Annotated in this window: 15 protein-coding genes; 9 read left to right on the plus strand and 6 right to left on the minus strand. The window is 33.1% G+C overall.

Annotated elements, in window-relative coordinates; genetic code table 11:
• Positions 1 to 25 precede the first annotated feature (25 nt).
• The 5 genes from ade to DL91_RS00830 all read right to left on the minus strand — a co-directional run bounded on the left by ade (position 26) and on the right by DL91_RS00830 (position 5,704).
• Entirely contained in the window at positions 26 to 1,642 is a 1,617-nt protein-coding gene (gene ade, locus DL91_RS00810; RefSeq protein ID WP_048189820.1) for an adenine deaminase, read from the minus strand.
• Positions 1,643 to 1,727: 85 nt separating this feature from the next.
• Positions 1,728 to 2,768 (minus strand): NAD(P)/FAD-dependent oxidoreductase, encoded by a 1,041-nt coding sequence (locus DL91_RS00815; RefSeq protein ID WP_048189821.1) that lies wholly within the window; start codon positions 2,766 to 2,768, stop codon positions 1,728 to 1,730.
• A gap of 96 nt (positions 2,769 to 2,864) precedes the next feature.
• A complete protein-coding gene (locus DL91_RS00820) occupies positions 2,865 to 4,085 on the minus strand; it encodes a TIGR00300 family protein (RefSeq protein ID WP_048189822.1) in 1,221 nt (406 codons plus the stop codon).
• 237 nt (positions 4,086 to 4,322) lie between these two features.
• Positions 4,323 to 5,222, minus strand: a complete 900-nt coding sequence (speB, locus tag DL91_RS00825; protein WP_048189823.1) for an agmatinase — start codon at positions 5,220 to 5,222, stop codon at positions 4,323 to 4,325.
• A gap of 86 nt (positions 5,223 to 5,308) precedes the next feature.
• A complete protein-coding gene (locus tag DL91_RS00830; protein WP_048189824.1) occupies positions 5,309 to 5,704 on the minus strand; it encodes a translation initiation factor IF-5A in 396 nt (131 codons plus the stop codon).
• 445 nt (positions 5,705 to 6,149) lie between these two features.
• Between DL91_RS00830 and DL91_RS00835 the strand changes: the two genes are divergently transcribed.
• From DL91_RS00835 to DL91_RS00875, 9 genes are all read left to right on the plus strand, one after another.
• Positions 6,150 to 6,362: a histone family protein gene (locus tag DL91_RS00835; protein ID WP_048189825.1), complete on the plus strand. Its 213-nt coding sequence runs from the start codon at positions 6,150 to 6,152 to the stop codon at positions 6,360 to 6,362.
• Positions 6,363 to 6,588: 226 nt separating this feature from the next.
• A complete protein-coding gene (locus tag DL91_RS00840; protein WP_048189826.1) occupies positions 6,589 to 6,828 on the plus strand; it encodes a hypothetical protein in 240 nt (79 codons plus the stop codon).
• A gap of 605 nt (positions 6,829 to 7,433) precedes the next feature.
• A complete protein-coding gene (locus DL91_RS00845; RefSeq protein WP_048189827.1) occupies positions 7,434 to 7,877 on the plus strand; it encodes a pyruvoyl-dependent arginine decarboxylase in 444 nt (147 codons plus the stop codon).
• Positions 7,878 to 7,917: 40 nt separating this feature from the next.
• Positions 7,918 to 8,772, plus strand: a complete 855-nt coding sequence (locus tag DL91_RS00850) for a bifunctional fructose-bisphosphatase/inositol-phosphate phosphatase (protein ID WP_048189828.1) — start codon at positions 7,918 to 7,920, stop codon at positions 8,770 to 8,772.
• Positions 8,772 to 9,602 (plus strand): NAD(+) kinase, encoded by an 831-nt coding sequence (locus DL91_RS00855; protein ID WP_048189829.1) that lies wholly within the window; start codon positions 8,772 to 8,774, stop codon positions 9,600 to 9,602. Before DL91_RS00850 ends, DL91_RS00855 begins: the two co-directional genes overlap by 1 nt.
• A 4-nt stretch (positions 9,603 to 9,606) precedes the next feature.
• Positions 9,607 to 10,980: a coenzyme F430 synthase gene (cfbE, locus tag DL91_RS00860; protein WP_048189830.1), complete on the plus strand. Its 1,374-nt coding sequence runs from the start codon at positions 9,607 to 9,609 to the stop codon at positions 10,978 to 10,980.
• Positions 10,981 to 11,177: 197 nt separating this feature from the next.
• Positions 11,178 to 12,050: a hydroxymethylbilane synthase gene (gene hemC / locus DL91_RS00865; protein ID WP_048189831.1), complete on the plus strand. Its 873-nt coding sequence runs from the start codon at positions 11,178 to 11,180 to the stop codon at positions 12,048 to 12,050.
• Positions 12,047 to 13,000 carry a Gfo/Idh/MocA family protein gene (locus tag DL91_RS00870; protein ID WP_048189832.1) on the plus strand — a complete coding sequence of 318 codons (954 nt, stop codon included), beginning with the start codon at positions 12,047 to 12,049 and terminating at the stop codon, positions 12,998 to 13,000. The genes hemC and DL91_RS00870 overlap by 4 nt, the downstream gene beginning before the upstream one ends.
• 20 nt (positions 13,001 to 13,020) lie before the next feature.
• Positions 13,021 to 13,623: an orotate phosphoribosyltransferase-like protein gene (locus DL91_RS00875; RefSeq protein WP_048192273.1), complete on the plus strand. Its 603-nt coding sequence runs from the start codon at positions 13,021 to 13,023 to the stop codon at positions 13,621 to 13,623.
• Positions 13,624 to 13,689: 66 nt separating this feature from the next.
• Here DL91_RS00875 and prf1 read toward each other — a convergent pair whose 3' ends face one another.
• Positions 13,690 to 14,919 carry a peptide chain release factor aRF-1 gene (gene prf1 / locus DL91_RS00880; RefSeq protein WP_048189833.1) on the minus strand — a complete coding sequence of 410 codons (1,230 nt, stop codon included), beginning with the start codon at positions 14,917 to 14,919 and terminating at the stop codon, positions 13,690 to 13,692.
• Positions 14,920 to 15,061 lie beyond the last annotated feature (142 nt).

Consider the following 15,061-nt stretch of genomic DNA (forward strand, 5'->3'; position numbering starts at 1 on the left):
ATAATAGATTTATAAGATTAAACCATTATTTCTGGATCAGATCTATAAAATCAAACTTTTCAACATCAAAAAGACCAATATCACTTATTTTAAGTTTTGGAATTACAAGCAGTGCCATAAATGATAACGACATGAATGGAGATTGTAGTTTTGAGCCCATATTTTTAACAGCATGATGCAATATCCTCAAATCTGATGAAACATTTCTAACATTTTTGTAACTCATTAATCCTGCTACAGGAAGTTCCAATGAATAAACTCCCTCCTTTGAAACTGCTGCTAACCCTCCTTTATTTTTAAGGACGGTATTAACAGCTTTTGCCATATACTGGCTGTTTGTTCCTACAGTTATAATATTGTGTGAATCATGTGCAACACTTGATGCAATAGCACCATCTTTAATACCAAAACCTTTTATAAATGCATTAGAAACCCGTTCATGACCATAACGTTCTACAACTGCAATTTTTAGTATATCCTTATCAATGTTTGTTTCTAATTTTCCATCTATTATTTTTAAATTAGCTAAAAATTCTTCGGTAATTAGCTGGCCCTCGAGAACTTCCATAACCCTCACAGTTTCACTGGATCCTTTTCCCTTAATATTAAAGTCTAAAGAATTTTTTGGTTTTAATTTAAACGTGCTTGGAATTTCAATTGGTTTCACATTAAAATGAGGTTTTCCGTCCTTTGCAACCAGTTTACCATCTATAATAACCTTTTCAATATTCAATTCTTCCATATTATCTACTAAAATTATGTCTGCAGCTTTTCCAGGTATTAAATTTCCGTTGTTTAATTTATAATGCTCTGCAGGATTGATTGTAACCATTTTAATAGCATCAATGGGATCTATCCCATATTCAATAGCTCTTTTGATCATTTCATCTACATGTCCATTTAAAAGGTCATCAGGATGTTTATCATCAGAAACAATAAAATCTCCACCTGCAGTAGCAAGATCTTTAAGATTCTTGGCTGAAGAACCTTCCCTAAGCATTATTTTCATGCCAAGTCTTCTTTTTTCAGCTACTTCTTCAGCATTAGTACATTCATGGTCTGTTGATATTCCTGAAATAATATATTTACAAAGTTCAGGGCCTGATAAAAGTGGGGCATGGCCATCAATGGGTTTTTTTAATTTTTTTGCAACTTCTAATTTATCTATTACTTCAGGATTATCTTCTAATACTCCTGGAAAGTTCATCATTTCTCCAAGTGCAACTACATTATCATTTTTTAGTAATAATTCTATTTCTTCTGTAGAAATCACTGCTCCAGATGTTTCAAACATTGTTGCTGGAACACAAGAAGGTGCAGTTAAGAACATTTTAAGTGGAACAGAAGAAGCATCATTTATCATGTAATTTATACCCTTAATTCCCATTACATTAGCTATTTCATGGGGATCAGATACAACAGATGTTGTTCCATGTGGAACTACTGCTTCTGCAAATCGTGAAGGTGTTAACATAGAACTTTCTATGTGTATATGTGAATCAATAAAACCTGGTAAAATTAAACTCTTAAAATGCTCTTCAACAGTTTTAACACATTTCACTATCCCATTTTCAATAGAAATTTCGGCACCATAAATTTCTTCTGTAGAAACATTTAATAGATTTCCCCTTATCCTCTCCATAATATGTCCTCTTAATTATTATCAATTGCTAATTTAATAATTATCTTTATGATTAATTATAGTTTGAGATTTGGATACCTATGCTTCATATAGAATAGCGCAAGGGGATAGGTACTTTTTGAAAGAGATTGAAATTGTAAAATGAATGTAGGTACCTTAATGGATCTTTGGATTTATGTATCCTATTTAAAATGAGTGAATAATTACTGGAGGCAAATTTCTCCCATATGAATCTGTTAACTATTCCTGCTTTAATTTTTGGTCTAAAATATTTTTCAACATTTTTATAATAATTTTCAGAATCATTACCTTCTAAAATATTGTTTGCAGCTATAAAACCTGATTTTAACGCGTTTCTAATTCCAAAGCCCCATAATAGATCTTGAAATCCTGCTCTTTCTCCGATCACTATTTTATTTTCATTTCTAATCTTATTTGAAAAGCTTCCATAGCCTGCGAATTTCTGTTGATCTTCCATTTTAAGATCAAAATTACCTGAAAATGTATCAAATGTTCTTTTGAAATATTTGTTTAGATCATCAAATCCCTCAAATAATACAGTTGCAATACAACCACTACCATTGGATACAAGAAGATATGAATATCCCTTAAATGCATGATAATTATTTATAAGGCCGATTGCTATATTATCCAGTTCTGTTTTAAATGTTAATCCTCTTGCAACTGCGAATTTGTTTCTTGGATCAGGACCAGTTGCAACTATATCAACATCTTCAATTGGGGCGGTTTCCTCAAAATGTATGTTGACTCCTTTATCAAGTGCTTGTTCCTTTAATCCTTGATCTAAACTTTTTTCTTCAGTACCACGCTTTACAAGGTAAAATGCAGGTCGTTTACAATAAAAATCCCAGTTTTCATCGTTATTAGTTATTCTAAGTTTTTTGAAGGGTTCATAATCGAAATTGGGTTTTATTTTCATTTTACGAAATTCTTTTATTATATCTTGATTATCTGACCAGTTTTCTAGTCCTTGTATGTTTTTTTGAACTCTTGAACCAATGTCTTTATTTTTTTCAAAAACATCCACGATATAACCTTCATTTGCAAGATTGATGGCTGCAGACAATCCTGCAGGACCTGCTCCTAAAATTTTGATATATGGCATATTATATGATTTTTTGAAGATAAAAAAAATTCTATTAAAATAGGAGATAAAAAGATAGAGTACAAAATATGAAAAGTATACAAAAAAAGATATTGGTTATTTTGATTTCAGCTCATTGTAAAGTAGGGGTAAAAAAGTCCCAACATCCGTAACTATGCCTACAACCTGAGCGCTACCTCTGTCACTTAGTTTTGTAACTGTAGCTGGGTTAATATCTACACAGATACTTTTAACATGTGATGGGAGCATGTTCCCTGTTGCAATTGAATGTAACATAGTAGAGATCATTATAACCATATCAACATCCTGAACATATTTTCTCATTTCATCTTGAGCATCTATAACATCAGTTATTACATCTGGGAGGGGTCCATCATCTCTTATTGAACCTGCGAGTACAAATGGAACATCATTTTTAATGCACTCGTACATTATCCCTTTTTTCAATATTCCCTTCTCAACAGCATCTTTTATAGATCCTGCTTTGTTTATTTCATTTATAGCATATATATGATTTCTGTGACCCCGTGTAACAGCTTCACCAGTTTTAACACACATTCCAAGTGAAGTTCCATAAAGTGCATTTTCAATGTCGTGGGTTGCAAGGGCATTTCCAGCAAAGATAATATCAATTATCCCCTCTTTTATCATATTGGCTAATATTGGACCAGATCCTGTGTGAACAACTGCAGGGCCCGAAACAACTGCAATTTTGCCGCCTCTACTCTTAACTTCCTTTATTTCCGATGATATCTTTCTTATTATAGATTTTATTGGTTTTTCAGAGGATGCATCGCTTGACATGAATTCGAATACGCCTTTTTTACCTCTTGGACGTTCAGGAGGAGAAACTTGGATCCCATCCCTACCTACAACAACACAGTCTCCCTTTTTTATCCTTCCAATTGGTCTACAAAACGCTCTTCCACTTTCTAAATCCACAACAATCATACAATCCATTTCAATATCTTCAACCACTACCCATTCACCATTATAGCGTATATGGGTAGGATGGTGTGTTGTGGAATAAAAATCAACAGGAAGTGTTTTATCCTTCTCAGACATTAAAATCTTAACATCTTTAATTTCAACAACAATTGCACCAATTTCTGAAAGTTCATCCAGGATTTCTCCAAGAAGTATTTCGCTAGATGCTTCAACAATTATTCTAGCATGGCTAATATCCCCTTTGAGCTTACCAACTTTAAATTCAATTATCTTAAAATCTCCCCCCATATCCATAATGAGATCAAGAGCCTTAGGAAGGATCAGGGAGTCTATTATATGACCGGAAAGCTTGAATTCTCTTTTATACATTTTATCCACCTTTAATTTTCAATTAAAAATTCTGAAGCAGTTTGTATCATGATTTTTATTCTTGACGGGTTAAATAACAATTTAAGTATCAATTTCAGTTGAACAATATGATTTTAAAGTATTTTCGTTCCACTATAAAAAAATACTGTATTTAATAACCCATTAATATTTGGTGAATATGTTTAAAAAATAGTATGAAAACCACAAAGAATATTTTTAAAAAATATTATTTATCTGTTATTGCAATGATAGCATATCATAAATTATTTTAGCAGCATTTAACGAGGTAATATCTCCAATTTGAGTTGAAGAAACCTCAACCATATCAAATCCTACAATTTCTTTTCCTTTAAAGCTGTAGATCAATTTTTCAACCTGTTTGGGAGTTAAACCACATGAAGAAGGGGTTCCAACTGAAGGGGCATATGCAGGATCCAGCACATCTATATCAAAGGACAAATATATTGGGCCATGGATTTTTTCTATCAATTCGATTATTTCTCCAATGTTTTCATCAACATCACAAGATTTGAAAGTTTTTATATTTTGTTTACTTGCAAAACTTGCTTCATTCATTGATGCAGATCTAATACCTATTTGGATAATCTCTTTGGGATTCAGGTCAGATATCCTATGCATAACAGTTGCATGGGAATATTTTTCCCCAATGTAAAGATCTCTCAAATCCATATGGGCATCAAAATGGATTATAGTAATATCATTCATTTCAAATCCATGGCTTTCATCTATGGCTTTCAGTACACAGTAGCTTATGCTGTGATCTCCACCAATTGTTAATGGTACCATTTCCATTGCTAATATTTCAGAAATAGTTGTTTTAAGCTTTGAACATGTTTTTTTGAAATTTCCATGGACAACTTCCAAGTCTCCAAAATCGTATATTTCAGCAGACATATTCTTATCGAGAATCAGGTTGTATCTTTCGAAATTATAGGATGCTTCCCTGATCGATCTGGGACCAAAACGAGCTCCTGGCTTGTAACTTGCTGTACCATCAAAAGGTACTCCTAGAATTGCAAATCTTAATTTATTATCAGAAATAGGGAATTCAACATCTATATCTGTTGTTTCCATTGAAAATGCGAATTTCAATACATTTTCTGTGTAAAAAAGCATTTATTATCGACTCAGTAAGTTTAATTGAAATACGTTAATTAAATTTTTTGATAAATCAGGAAATTTATGGGTTTAACATAACCCATTTATCCTTTTATCCTCATTAACTTCTTTTTACCCATTGCCATGATATAATCCACTTCAGAACCTTCGTTAAGTTTGCCTTTAAGTTCATCTGGAATTGGGATATCAAATGTTTCATAGGTTTCAAGATCCATGAGTTGAACATCATTTTTTCCCATAATGGATAAAACTTGGCCTAAACGTTTGTCTATCATAGGGACATCGCACTTGGAATCAACGGGTTTAACAAAATTTCTCTTCTGACCATCAAATATTCCAGAGGCTTCGACTCTTGCCTTTGCAGCACCGTGTTTTCCCGGTGATGATGTTTGAAGACTAGTGATCTTGGATGCTTCACCGCCTATTATTACATATTTACCAACTTTTAAGGTTTTAACTTCTACTACCTTTTTTGACATTTTTTACCTCCGATTATCATATATATATATCCTTTAATGAACCATTAAAGGGATTTTGAATATTTATAAATCTAAAAGAGATCAACAAAATTCATATTCAATTCATGATCTTTAATATATTTGTAATAGAATGTATACTATCATTATCCTATCTATGTTTAGATATGTAAACTTTTATAACTTTTTGTGGAGTTTGACTTATCAGTATTTTTTATACTCTCAATACAGTAAATTGGGAACTATAATTCATAAACATTTTGACTACTCTTTTGACTACCTATTTGACTATTTGTTTTGATATTTTTTTTACACTTACACTATTATAACATGTTTTTTGTGATAAAAATCACTAAATATCCATAGAAAGTATTTATTGTTATGAAAATCCATTAAAATTCAATGTATTTAAATAAAATGAGGCTGTTAACTATATATGGTGATAAATATGAATGAACTACCAATAGCTCCAATAGGAAGAATAATAAAACATGCAGATGCAAATATAAGAATCAGTGAGGATGCAAAAGAAGCTTTAGGAAAAGTTTTAGAACAATTTGGGGAAGATATTTCCAAACAAGCACTTTTACTTGCAAAACATGCTGGAAGAACAACTGTTAAAGCAGTAGATATTGAACTGGCAATTAAAGAAATAGGTTAAATAACACCATAAATTTTTTTTTATCTATTTTTGGTGGAAAGCAGGACTTTTATGGTTCTATGGGGGTTCCTCTAAAATTAATAATTGAATATCAGGTTTAATTTGTATTACACTTGCAATCTATGACTGGTTTTTAGTGATATTGTCACATATTCTTGATAATTAGTAAAAATTATTTAAGTTTAGCAAATAATACAATTGTATTAATATGGAGGTATATCTAAAAATGGCAAAGAATGCAATATTGGCAGCAATTTTGTCCTTCCTGATACCAGGATTAGGCGAAATCTACGTAGGAAAAATAATGATTGGAATTATTTTAGTGGTTATAGCCATAGTATTATCAATAGCTATCTATACAGTAAGCTTTTACGCTTGGATATTATATATTATTATTTGGTTATACGCAATCTACGACTCCTACACCAATGCAAAAGCCACCCAAAAAACTCTAAAAACAGAATAAAATTTTTATTTTTTACATTTTTTCTATCAAATAATTAATTATATTCCAATCATAATTAAAAAAATTCCTCTTTAAAAATAATTTAAGCAGTTTTATCGTCTTCTGTTGAACTATTTTAATATATTAACTAAGTTTATATATCAGAACTTTTCAATTATAAATGTATTAAATATGGCTAATGGAATTTTATTAAATGGTTTAAACACGTTTATTCCATTGTTTAACATTGAAACGAAGAATAGATACATATAAAGAATATTTACGTTTGTTTAATTTTAATGCATTTTTTTCTTCCTTGTCTGCTTCATCATATAGTTCTTTGATTGTTTTTCCTAGAAATTCGGTGTATTGTTGTATTGCTCGGCTTTAGATATCTCTTGTTGATGTGCTTAGGTTTTTTTTTCAACCAGTAATCGAGTATATCTTCATCTATTTGCATAAATTATTTCAGCTCCCAAACCCAATTTATTTTTATAAAATATTAGGTATCCTGAGAGAGCATTTGATAAGATGACTGTTAAAAAAGGTACACTTTTATAGATAACCATTGATCATATAGGATATGATAATGTTATTTTTGAATATTTAAATTTTAAGTGGTACAAATGAAAGTTTCGATAACTTCTGGAAGGGCTGAAGGTCCAACAAAGCTCAATGCATTTGATAATGCATTATTGGACGCAAATATTGGTGATGTTAATCTTATAAAAGTTTCAAGTATATTACCTTCTGGTACAGAGGTGGTACCAGTTCCAAAATTTCCTGCAGGGGATATGGTTAACTGCGTGCTTGCATACACATCATCAGATGTTGAAGGGGATTTAATAACCGCAGTTGTGGCTGCAGCAACATCTGATGACTTTGGGTGTGTAGTTGAAAATACTGGAGTTAACAGAGATCCTGAAGACGTAAAAAGTGAAGCAGAGTCTATAGTGCAGTATATGATGGATATTAGGGGACTCAAAATAAAGGAAATGCTAATGGCAGATGAAACCCATATAGTTAAGAAACAAGGTGCTGTTGTTGCAGCAGTTGTCTACATAGGTTAGAGCAAATACAATAGATAAAGTGGTAAATCGAGGGATAAACATGGACAGGGACGATATCAAGTTCTGGGGTACGATCTCAAACAGAATAATGGAAGAGGCTAATGAAGTAGTTAAACCGCTTGTTGGTAATCCAAAAGCGGATAAAATAGTTAAAATGGGTGCAGATGGAACTCCAACCAAGTTTATAGACCTTGTTGCTGAAGAAAAGGTTATTGAAATTTTAGAAGAGTCTGAAAGACCAGTCACATTAATAAGTGAGGAAATAGGCGAATTTAAAATAGGAAAAGGACCTTCTGAAGTAGTATTTGTAGTTGATCCTTTAGATGGCACAAGAAATGCCATAAAAAACATACCTGCATATGGTATATCCATTGCAGTTGCAGATCCAATGGGTGCATCAAAATTAGTCAAAGATCCAAGCCAACTAATTATCAGTGATGTAGAAATGGGTTTTGTAAAAAATTTTGCAACTGGAGACATTTACAGTGCAAAAAAAGGGAATGGGGCATTTCTCAATGGAATTCCAATAAAACCATCCCAAAAAACCGATGTTTCAGGTTCATCAATAGGTGCCTACATATACCGTGCAGAGATGTCCAAGATAGACAAGCTCTTAAAAACTGTTAGAAGTATGAGAATTTTAGGTTCAGTTGCAATTGAATTGTGTTATGTTGCAGATGGAACATACGACGCATTTTTAGATATTAGGGGAAATTTAAGAATAGTTGATATATCTGCTGCAAAACTTATTATTGAAGAATCAAAAGGTATTGTAACAGATGAAAACTGCCAGTCACTTGAGAGTGGATTGAATGTTCTTGACAGGACATCAATAGTTGCTTCATGTAACAAATCGATTCACAGAGAAATAATAGAAATTTTGGGAGGTATCTGATGCGCTTAGGAGTTGTGGCACGTCTTGATGTCGAAGAAGCAGTTGAGCTAGCAGGGAAAATAGTTGAATTTCTTTTAGAAAAAAATGTTGAAACTCTACTGGATTCTGAATTAGCATCCAAACTAAACAAATACAAAAACATTGCTTCAGACCTAAAAGACATGGATGTTGACATGGTTATAGCAGTTGGTGGAGATGGAACAGTACTCAGAACCCAAGGATTTATAAACAAGAAAAAGATTCCATTATTTGGTATTAATATGGGTGCTGTAGGTTTTTTAACCGAAATAGATCCTGATGAAACTTTAACAGCATTGGAACAGGTTCTAGATGGGAATTATTTTGTTGAAAAAAGAACCCAACTTCAGGTATGGCATAATAAAGAATTACATTCTGCACTTAATGAGGTTGTACTCATGACTCAAAAACCTGCTAAGATGCTTCACATTGAAATAAGTGTCGATGATGAGGTTGTGGAAGAACTCAGAGCAGATGGAATTATAATTGCCACTCCAAGTGGTTCGACAGCTTATTCAATGTCTGCAGGAGGACCTATAGTCGATCCCCGAGTCGGTGCATTCATAATAGTTCCTATATGTCCATTTAAGCTGGGTGCAAGACCTACGGTAGTGCCTGATGATAGTGTGATCAAGGTTAAATTTTTGCGTGAAGGTAAAAAGGCAGTTGCAGTAATAGATGGTCAATTAGAGGAAGAAATAAATTATATGGATGAAATGATCTTTAAAAAATCAGATGATAGTGCTTACTTTGTACGGCTAACCAAAAATTTCTACAGGCGGGTTAGAGAGAAGCTTCAAGGAGACGTATAAATCCATGAAGGTTTTAGTAGTGGATATGACCCATGGGGGTGCAATAATAGCATCTGAATTTTTAAAAATACCTAATTTTGAAGTTTATGCATGGGATATATACTCAACAATGGAACAAGAAACTCGTATAGAACTAGAAGAGAAAGGGTTGAAATTTGTAGGGAAGGAAGGCTTTGATGATTTAAGGTTAGACAAAAATTATTCTACAGAATCTGATTTAATATTGATTGCACCGGTTCATTGTGAATTAGAATCTGAAGTTAACATGACCCATCATCAGGCAGTTGGATTCTTACTTGAAAACAAGATAAATGTACCAGTAATTGAAGTCACGGGTGTTAAAGGAAAAACAAGTGTTGTATGGATATTAAAAGAGATATTTAAGGGCTCAAATCCTTTAGTTTTAAGCAGTTTGGGTGTTGAAGTTGTTGAAGACAAAGAATGGAAGCTTTTAAAGCAAAATATAAGCATTACTCCTGCTAGTATAATTGAAGCATTGAAACTTGCAGAAGGATATGAAGTTGGGATTTGTATCTTTGAAACATCTCTTGGTGGAACAGGACTGGCAGATGTGGGAATACTTACAAATTTAGCTGAAGATTATCCTATAGCAAATAATTCAAGGGTTGCTAGTGATGCAAAGTTGCAGATATTCCAAAGTAGAATGGTTTCATGCGATTTGGATTCTTATAATACTAATTATTCTGAATTTCAAGAGAAAACAAACACATTTGATAATGGTGAGTTTAAAGTTAAAAATCCTGCAAATTTAACAGCTACACAAATAAGATTTGGGTTTGATAAAACCCACATGGGGATAGATATTGTTGATTTTAAAACACTAGGAAATAAAATTATCAATGAATATATTGAAGTGTCCACATTTGCACCATCCCCTATACATATTAGTAATGTACTAGCAGCAATAACCGCATCTTTAACTCTTGAAGTATCTCTGGAAAAAATAAAGGATGGCTTAAATAATTTTAATGGTGTCAAAGGAAGAACATCAACCAGTGATTACAATGGAATTAGAATAATTGAAGAAATAAACCCTGGATTGAATGTCACAGCAGTTAAAAAAGCATTGTCCATGATGAAAGATATGGATGATGTATGTGTGATATTTGGAGGTAAATATGGAGTAACATGTGAAGAAATAGATGAAAAATCTGTTTCAGAAGTTTTAGATAAAATAGAAAGTGATGTACAATTGATATTAACAGATGAATTGGGAGCTAATGTTAAAAATATTTTAAATAGAAATTTCAAATATTCAAATAATTTAAATGATGCTATAACTTGTGCTGTCAAAAATACATGTTCTAATATACTCATTATCTACAGATCAAACTTTTCAGATATTAAAAAAAGGTAATAGAGAATTCAGAACTTTACATGGTAACATTTATTAGAGATTATACAAGAATCATTCACTAGGAGTTTTAATGAAATGATTGTTAGGATCACTATATTCAAGATCCTTTATAATTATTAATCTCAATTCGGAACTTTTAATGGAATATATTTAACCAATGACTATAACTGAAGTTTTTCTTACTGGAGATGATTTTTTTGAAGGTTGGCACAAGGGGGAGCAGTCTTGCAACTGTCCAAACAAAGAGTATAATTTATGCATTATCCAAAATAACACATGAAAAAATAGATATTGAGATTATCAAAACTACTGGAGATAAAATCCAGGATTCCCAACTTTACAACATTGATGCCAAGGGTATATTTACCCGTGAACTTGATAACGCAGTTTTACAAGGAGATGTGGATTTTGCAGTCCACAGCCTAAAGGATCTACCAACAGAACTTGAAGGAGACCTAGAAATAGTTGCAATCCCTCAAAGAGAATCTTCAAACGAAGTTTTGGTATCAGAGTATGAATGGGATGAACTTCCATCTGGTGCAATAGTAGGAACAAGTAGCATTAGAAGGGAAGCTTTCTGTAACTTTCATAAAAAAGATTTTAGTATAAAAACTATAAGGGGAAATATAGATACAAGAATAAAGAAAGTATTAAGTGGAGATTACGATGCAACTATAATGGCCGAGGCAGGTTTAAAAAGACTTGGTCTAAATGAACATATAAAAAAAAGGTTTTCAATTGAGTATTTTACTCCTGCTGCAGGGCAGGGCGCAATCGCAGTTGTTGCGAGACATGATAGTGATAAAAGAAACATTTTAGAGAATTTAAACCACTTGCCTTCATTCCAGGAAGTAACTGCAGAAAAAAGGGTTCTTCAGGAGTTAGGTGTTGGTTGTCAATGGCCTTTAGGTGTTTCTGCTAATATAAAAGAGAATAAACTCAAACTCTGTGCTGTTCTTCTTACAAAAGAAGGCAAAGTACTTTCAAGAGTGAAGGTGGAAGGTTCTGCAGATGAAGCCAGTAAATTGGGTTTGAAAGCTGCAAAACTTATGATGGAGGATTATATTTGAGTAAGGTTAACGTTGGTGTAGTCGGTGTCGGAGCTATGGGTTACAACCATGTAAGGGTTTATTCTGAACTTGAAAATGCTAATTTAATGGCTGTTTCCGATCTTATGAGGGGAACACTAGCAGAAGTTTCGAAGGAGTTCAACACCGTTGGATTTGTTGATTACGATAACATTTTGAGAATGCCCGAGATAGATGTGGTTAGTGTTTGTGTACCCACAACATATCATTATGATGTAGTTATGAGTGCAATTGAACAAGGAAAACATGTATTAGTTGAAAAACCTATTGCATTCACTTTAGATGAGGCAAAGGACATGGTTAATGCAGCCCATGAGGCAGGAGTTAAGCTTGCAACAGGGCATGTTGAAAGATTCAATCCGGCTGTTGTTGAGGCTAAAAGACTCATGAGGGAAGGTGTGATTGGAGAAGTTGTATCTGCTTCAGCTAAAAGAGTAGGGCCTTTTCCTCCAAGAATTAAAGATGTTGGTGTTACAATTGATCTCGCTATACACGAAGTAGATATTATGTTCTATCTTTTGGACAGTCCTGCTTCACGTGTGTATGCAAACATGGGCAGTAGACTTGAAAAATGTGAATATGAAGATCATGCAGAAATAATGATGAAGTTTGAAAATGGCGTTGTTGGTATACTTGAAACCAACTGGCTAACACCGTATAAAAAGAGACAACTTGAGATTACAGGGGTTGAAGGAATTATTTCTCTAGATTATATTGATCAAACAGTTGAAGTCTATGGAAAAAATGCTCAAAAAGTAGATGTAGTCCATTCAGAACCTCTAAAAGACGAACTTAAATCGTTCTTATCATCAGTTACCAATGATGAGGAACCTAAGATAACAGGGGAAGATGGAATCCATGCATTGAAGGTTGTGCTTGCTGCCATGAAATCTGCTCAGAAATTAACCCCTGTGAATATGAATGAATGTTAATTAATGAGGGATGTGATTCCATGAATGAAAAACTCATTAAAAGAGCCTATGAGCTTAGAAATAGAGGTTTTACAACAGGAGAAATAGCAGACGAATTAAACGTTTCAAAAGATACTGCAAGATGGCTTATTTTACAGGGAAAAGATAGTAAAACACAAGATAAGTCAGAAAAAGCACCTATTGACTTTGCAATAAATTGGAACAGTCTAGGTGGAAGTTCAATTAGAATGAAATATGTCTCTGCTGCAATGGCAGATATGGCACTTAAATATGGAGAACCTGATGTAATAGTGGGTATAACAGTAAGTGGTATACCGTTTGCAACCATGATGGCAGAGATACTTGGATCGGATATATCTGTTTTCCATCCAATAAAACATAGAAAGATGGAAGAGGATGCAAAGGGTGCTGTAAGTAGTAATTTTGCTTCTGTTGAAGGACGTAAAGTTGTTATTGTAGACGATGTTATTACAAGTGGGCGAACTATAAGTGAAGCAGCCAAGGTGTTCAAAGATTTGGGAGCTATACCAATAGCAGTAGTTGTGCTCATTGATAAAGCAGGCATATCTGAAGTTGAAAATGTTCCTGTTGAATCTTTAATCAGTGTTAGCAGGTTAGGATAAAAATTTATCCTTTTTTACTAAAAAAAGTCTACTGTAGACATATTAATAAAAAAAAATAAGAACAGATTAAGGTCTATACCTTAATATGGCTCCTATGCCTCCAAAAGCCTTTAGAAGCTGCATTCCTTCTTCAGTTTCTGTTGATATTATCTCTACTTCTGAACCAACTTCTTCTGCCAGAGCAACAAAATCGTCAATAACATCCTCTGTCTCGCCAACTTTCATTTTTTCATTACAGTCGGGACAGGATTTATCTTTAATTTCATTCTTATTTTTTATGGTTTTATCCATGGTCTTTCCACATGCCTGGCATTCATAGTTAACTCGTTTTGATTTAATGTCTTCTGATAACAATAGTACTTCAACAGCACCCATCTGAAGGTTACGCCTTACTTCAGCTTCTCCATAAGATGCAAGTCCCTGTTCATTTATAAGTTCTACTAAAAATCTCTGTACTAATTTTTTCTCCCTTACAACATCAATTTCGGTTAGTACATCCATAGATTTTTCCATAACTTCTCTTATTCCAAATTCTCCAGTATAAGATGTGTCAACGGTTGTTATCAACAGATTTTTTATTTCATGATGAAGATAATCACCTTCAACAAATTCATCCTTTGTATGTCCCGGACCTCCAATTATAACTCCTTTAAGATCAGGGACATCTAAAAATGCTTCATTCATGTGATTTCCTATTCTTTTTAAAAATTCATGAGCTGCTAGATCAATAAGACGGTCAAACCTTCTCTGAGATTGTCCCCCTGCTTTATGTTTACCTGGAACACCACTGGTAAGATTTTTTATTATATCAATTCGTTTTCCCCGGAGAATAGCAATTGTTGCTTCTTTACGATCTATAACTGCAAGCCCATAAACATCCTTATCTTCAATTATCTCCTGAAGAGGTTTTAGGAAAAAGGTTGAATCACAATGGTAAATATAAGTCTGAACAGGTTCAGGCGGTTCGAACATGTATGTTTCCATTTTCTCTGTACCCGGTCCACCTCTAGGGATCATTCCAACAAACAAAACTAAACCCTTTTCAGGGGGGCGTTGAAAAAGTTTCATCCTTTGCATTATAACCTCTATTGCAGATTGAACATTTTTCTTTGTTTGTTTGCTTTTGATGTTGGCACTCTGACTCAGCTCTTCACGCATATGTTTTACAACATCACTGATCTGACGATCTGGTGGAATATAAACTGTTACTAATTCTGTACCTCGTCCCTTTTTTTCTGATAATTCTTTAAGGGTTCTTTTTACTTCGTACAGTTCTTTTGATGATACTTCACTCACTTTATGTCACTCCTAAACTGTGGAAATTCATTGTATTTAATATATCTCGTGTATAAATTTAAAATAGAGCATGTGTAAATTTAACTTATTTTTGGTTATGAACTACAAACTACTTCAACTTACTTATGTTATATCTTCTAAA

Source organism: Methanobacterium sp. SMA-27 (assembly GCF_000744455.1).
Classification (GTDB): domain Archaea; phylum Methanobacteriota; class Methanobacteria; order Methanobacteriales; family Methanobacteriaceae; genus Methanobacterium_B.

What these genes read in the sequence shown, in the direction of transcription:
- ade (WP_048189820.1), bottom strand. Translation starts at nt 1,642, where the DNA reads ATGGAGAGGATAAGGGGAAATCTATTAAATGTTTCTACAGAAGAAATT.
- DL91_RS00815 (WP_048189821.1), bottom strand. Translation starts at nt 2,768, where the DNA reads ATGCCATATATCAAAATTTTAGGAGCAGGTCCTGCAGGATTGTCTGCA.
- DL91_RS00820 (WP_048189822.1), bottom strand. Translation starts at nt 4,085, where the DNA reads ATGTATAAAAGAGAATTCAAGCTTTCCGGTCATATAATAGACTCCCTG.
- speB (WP_048189823.1), bottom strand. Translation starts at nt 5,222, where the DNA reads ATGCTTTTTTACACAGAAAATGTATTGAAATTCGCATTTTCAATGGAA.
- DL91_RS00830 (WP_048189824.1), bottom strand. Translation starts at nt 5,704, where the DNA reads ATGTCAAAAAAGGTAGTAGAAGTTAAAACCTTAAAAGTTGGTAAATAT.
- DL91_RS00835 (WP_048189825.1), top strand. Translation starts at nt 6,150, where the DNA reads ATGAATGAACTACCAATAGCTCCAATAGGAAGAATAATAAAACATGCA.
- DL91_RS00840 (WP_048189826.1), top strand. Translation starts at nt 6,589, where the DNA reads ATGGCAAAGAATGCAATATTGGCAGCAATTTTGTCCTTCCTGATACCA.
- DL91_RS00845 (WP_048189827.1), top strand. Translation starts at nt 7,434, where the DNA reads ATGAAAGTTTCGATAACTTCTGGAAGGGCTGAAGGTCCAACAAAGCTC.
- DL91_RS00850 (WP_048189828.1), top strand. Translation starts at nt 7,918, where the DNA reads ATGGACAGGGACGATATCAAGTTCTGGGGTACGATCTCAAACAGAATA.
- DL91_RS00855 (WP_048189829.1), top strand. Translation starts at nt 8,772, where the DNA reads ATGCGCTTAGGAGTTGTGGCACGTCTTGATGTCGAAGAAGCAGTTGAG.
- cfbE (WP_048189830.1), top strand. Translation starts at nt 9,607, where the DNA reads ATGAAGGTTTTAGTAGTGGATATGACCCATGGGGGTGCAATAATAGCA.
- DL91_RS00875 (WP_048192273.1), top strand. Translation starts at nt 13,021, where the DNA reads ATGAATGAAAAACTCATTAAAAGAGCCTATGAGCTTAGAAATAGAGGT.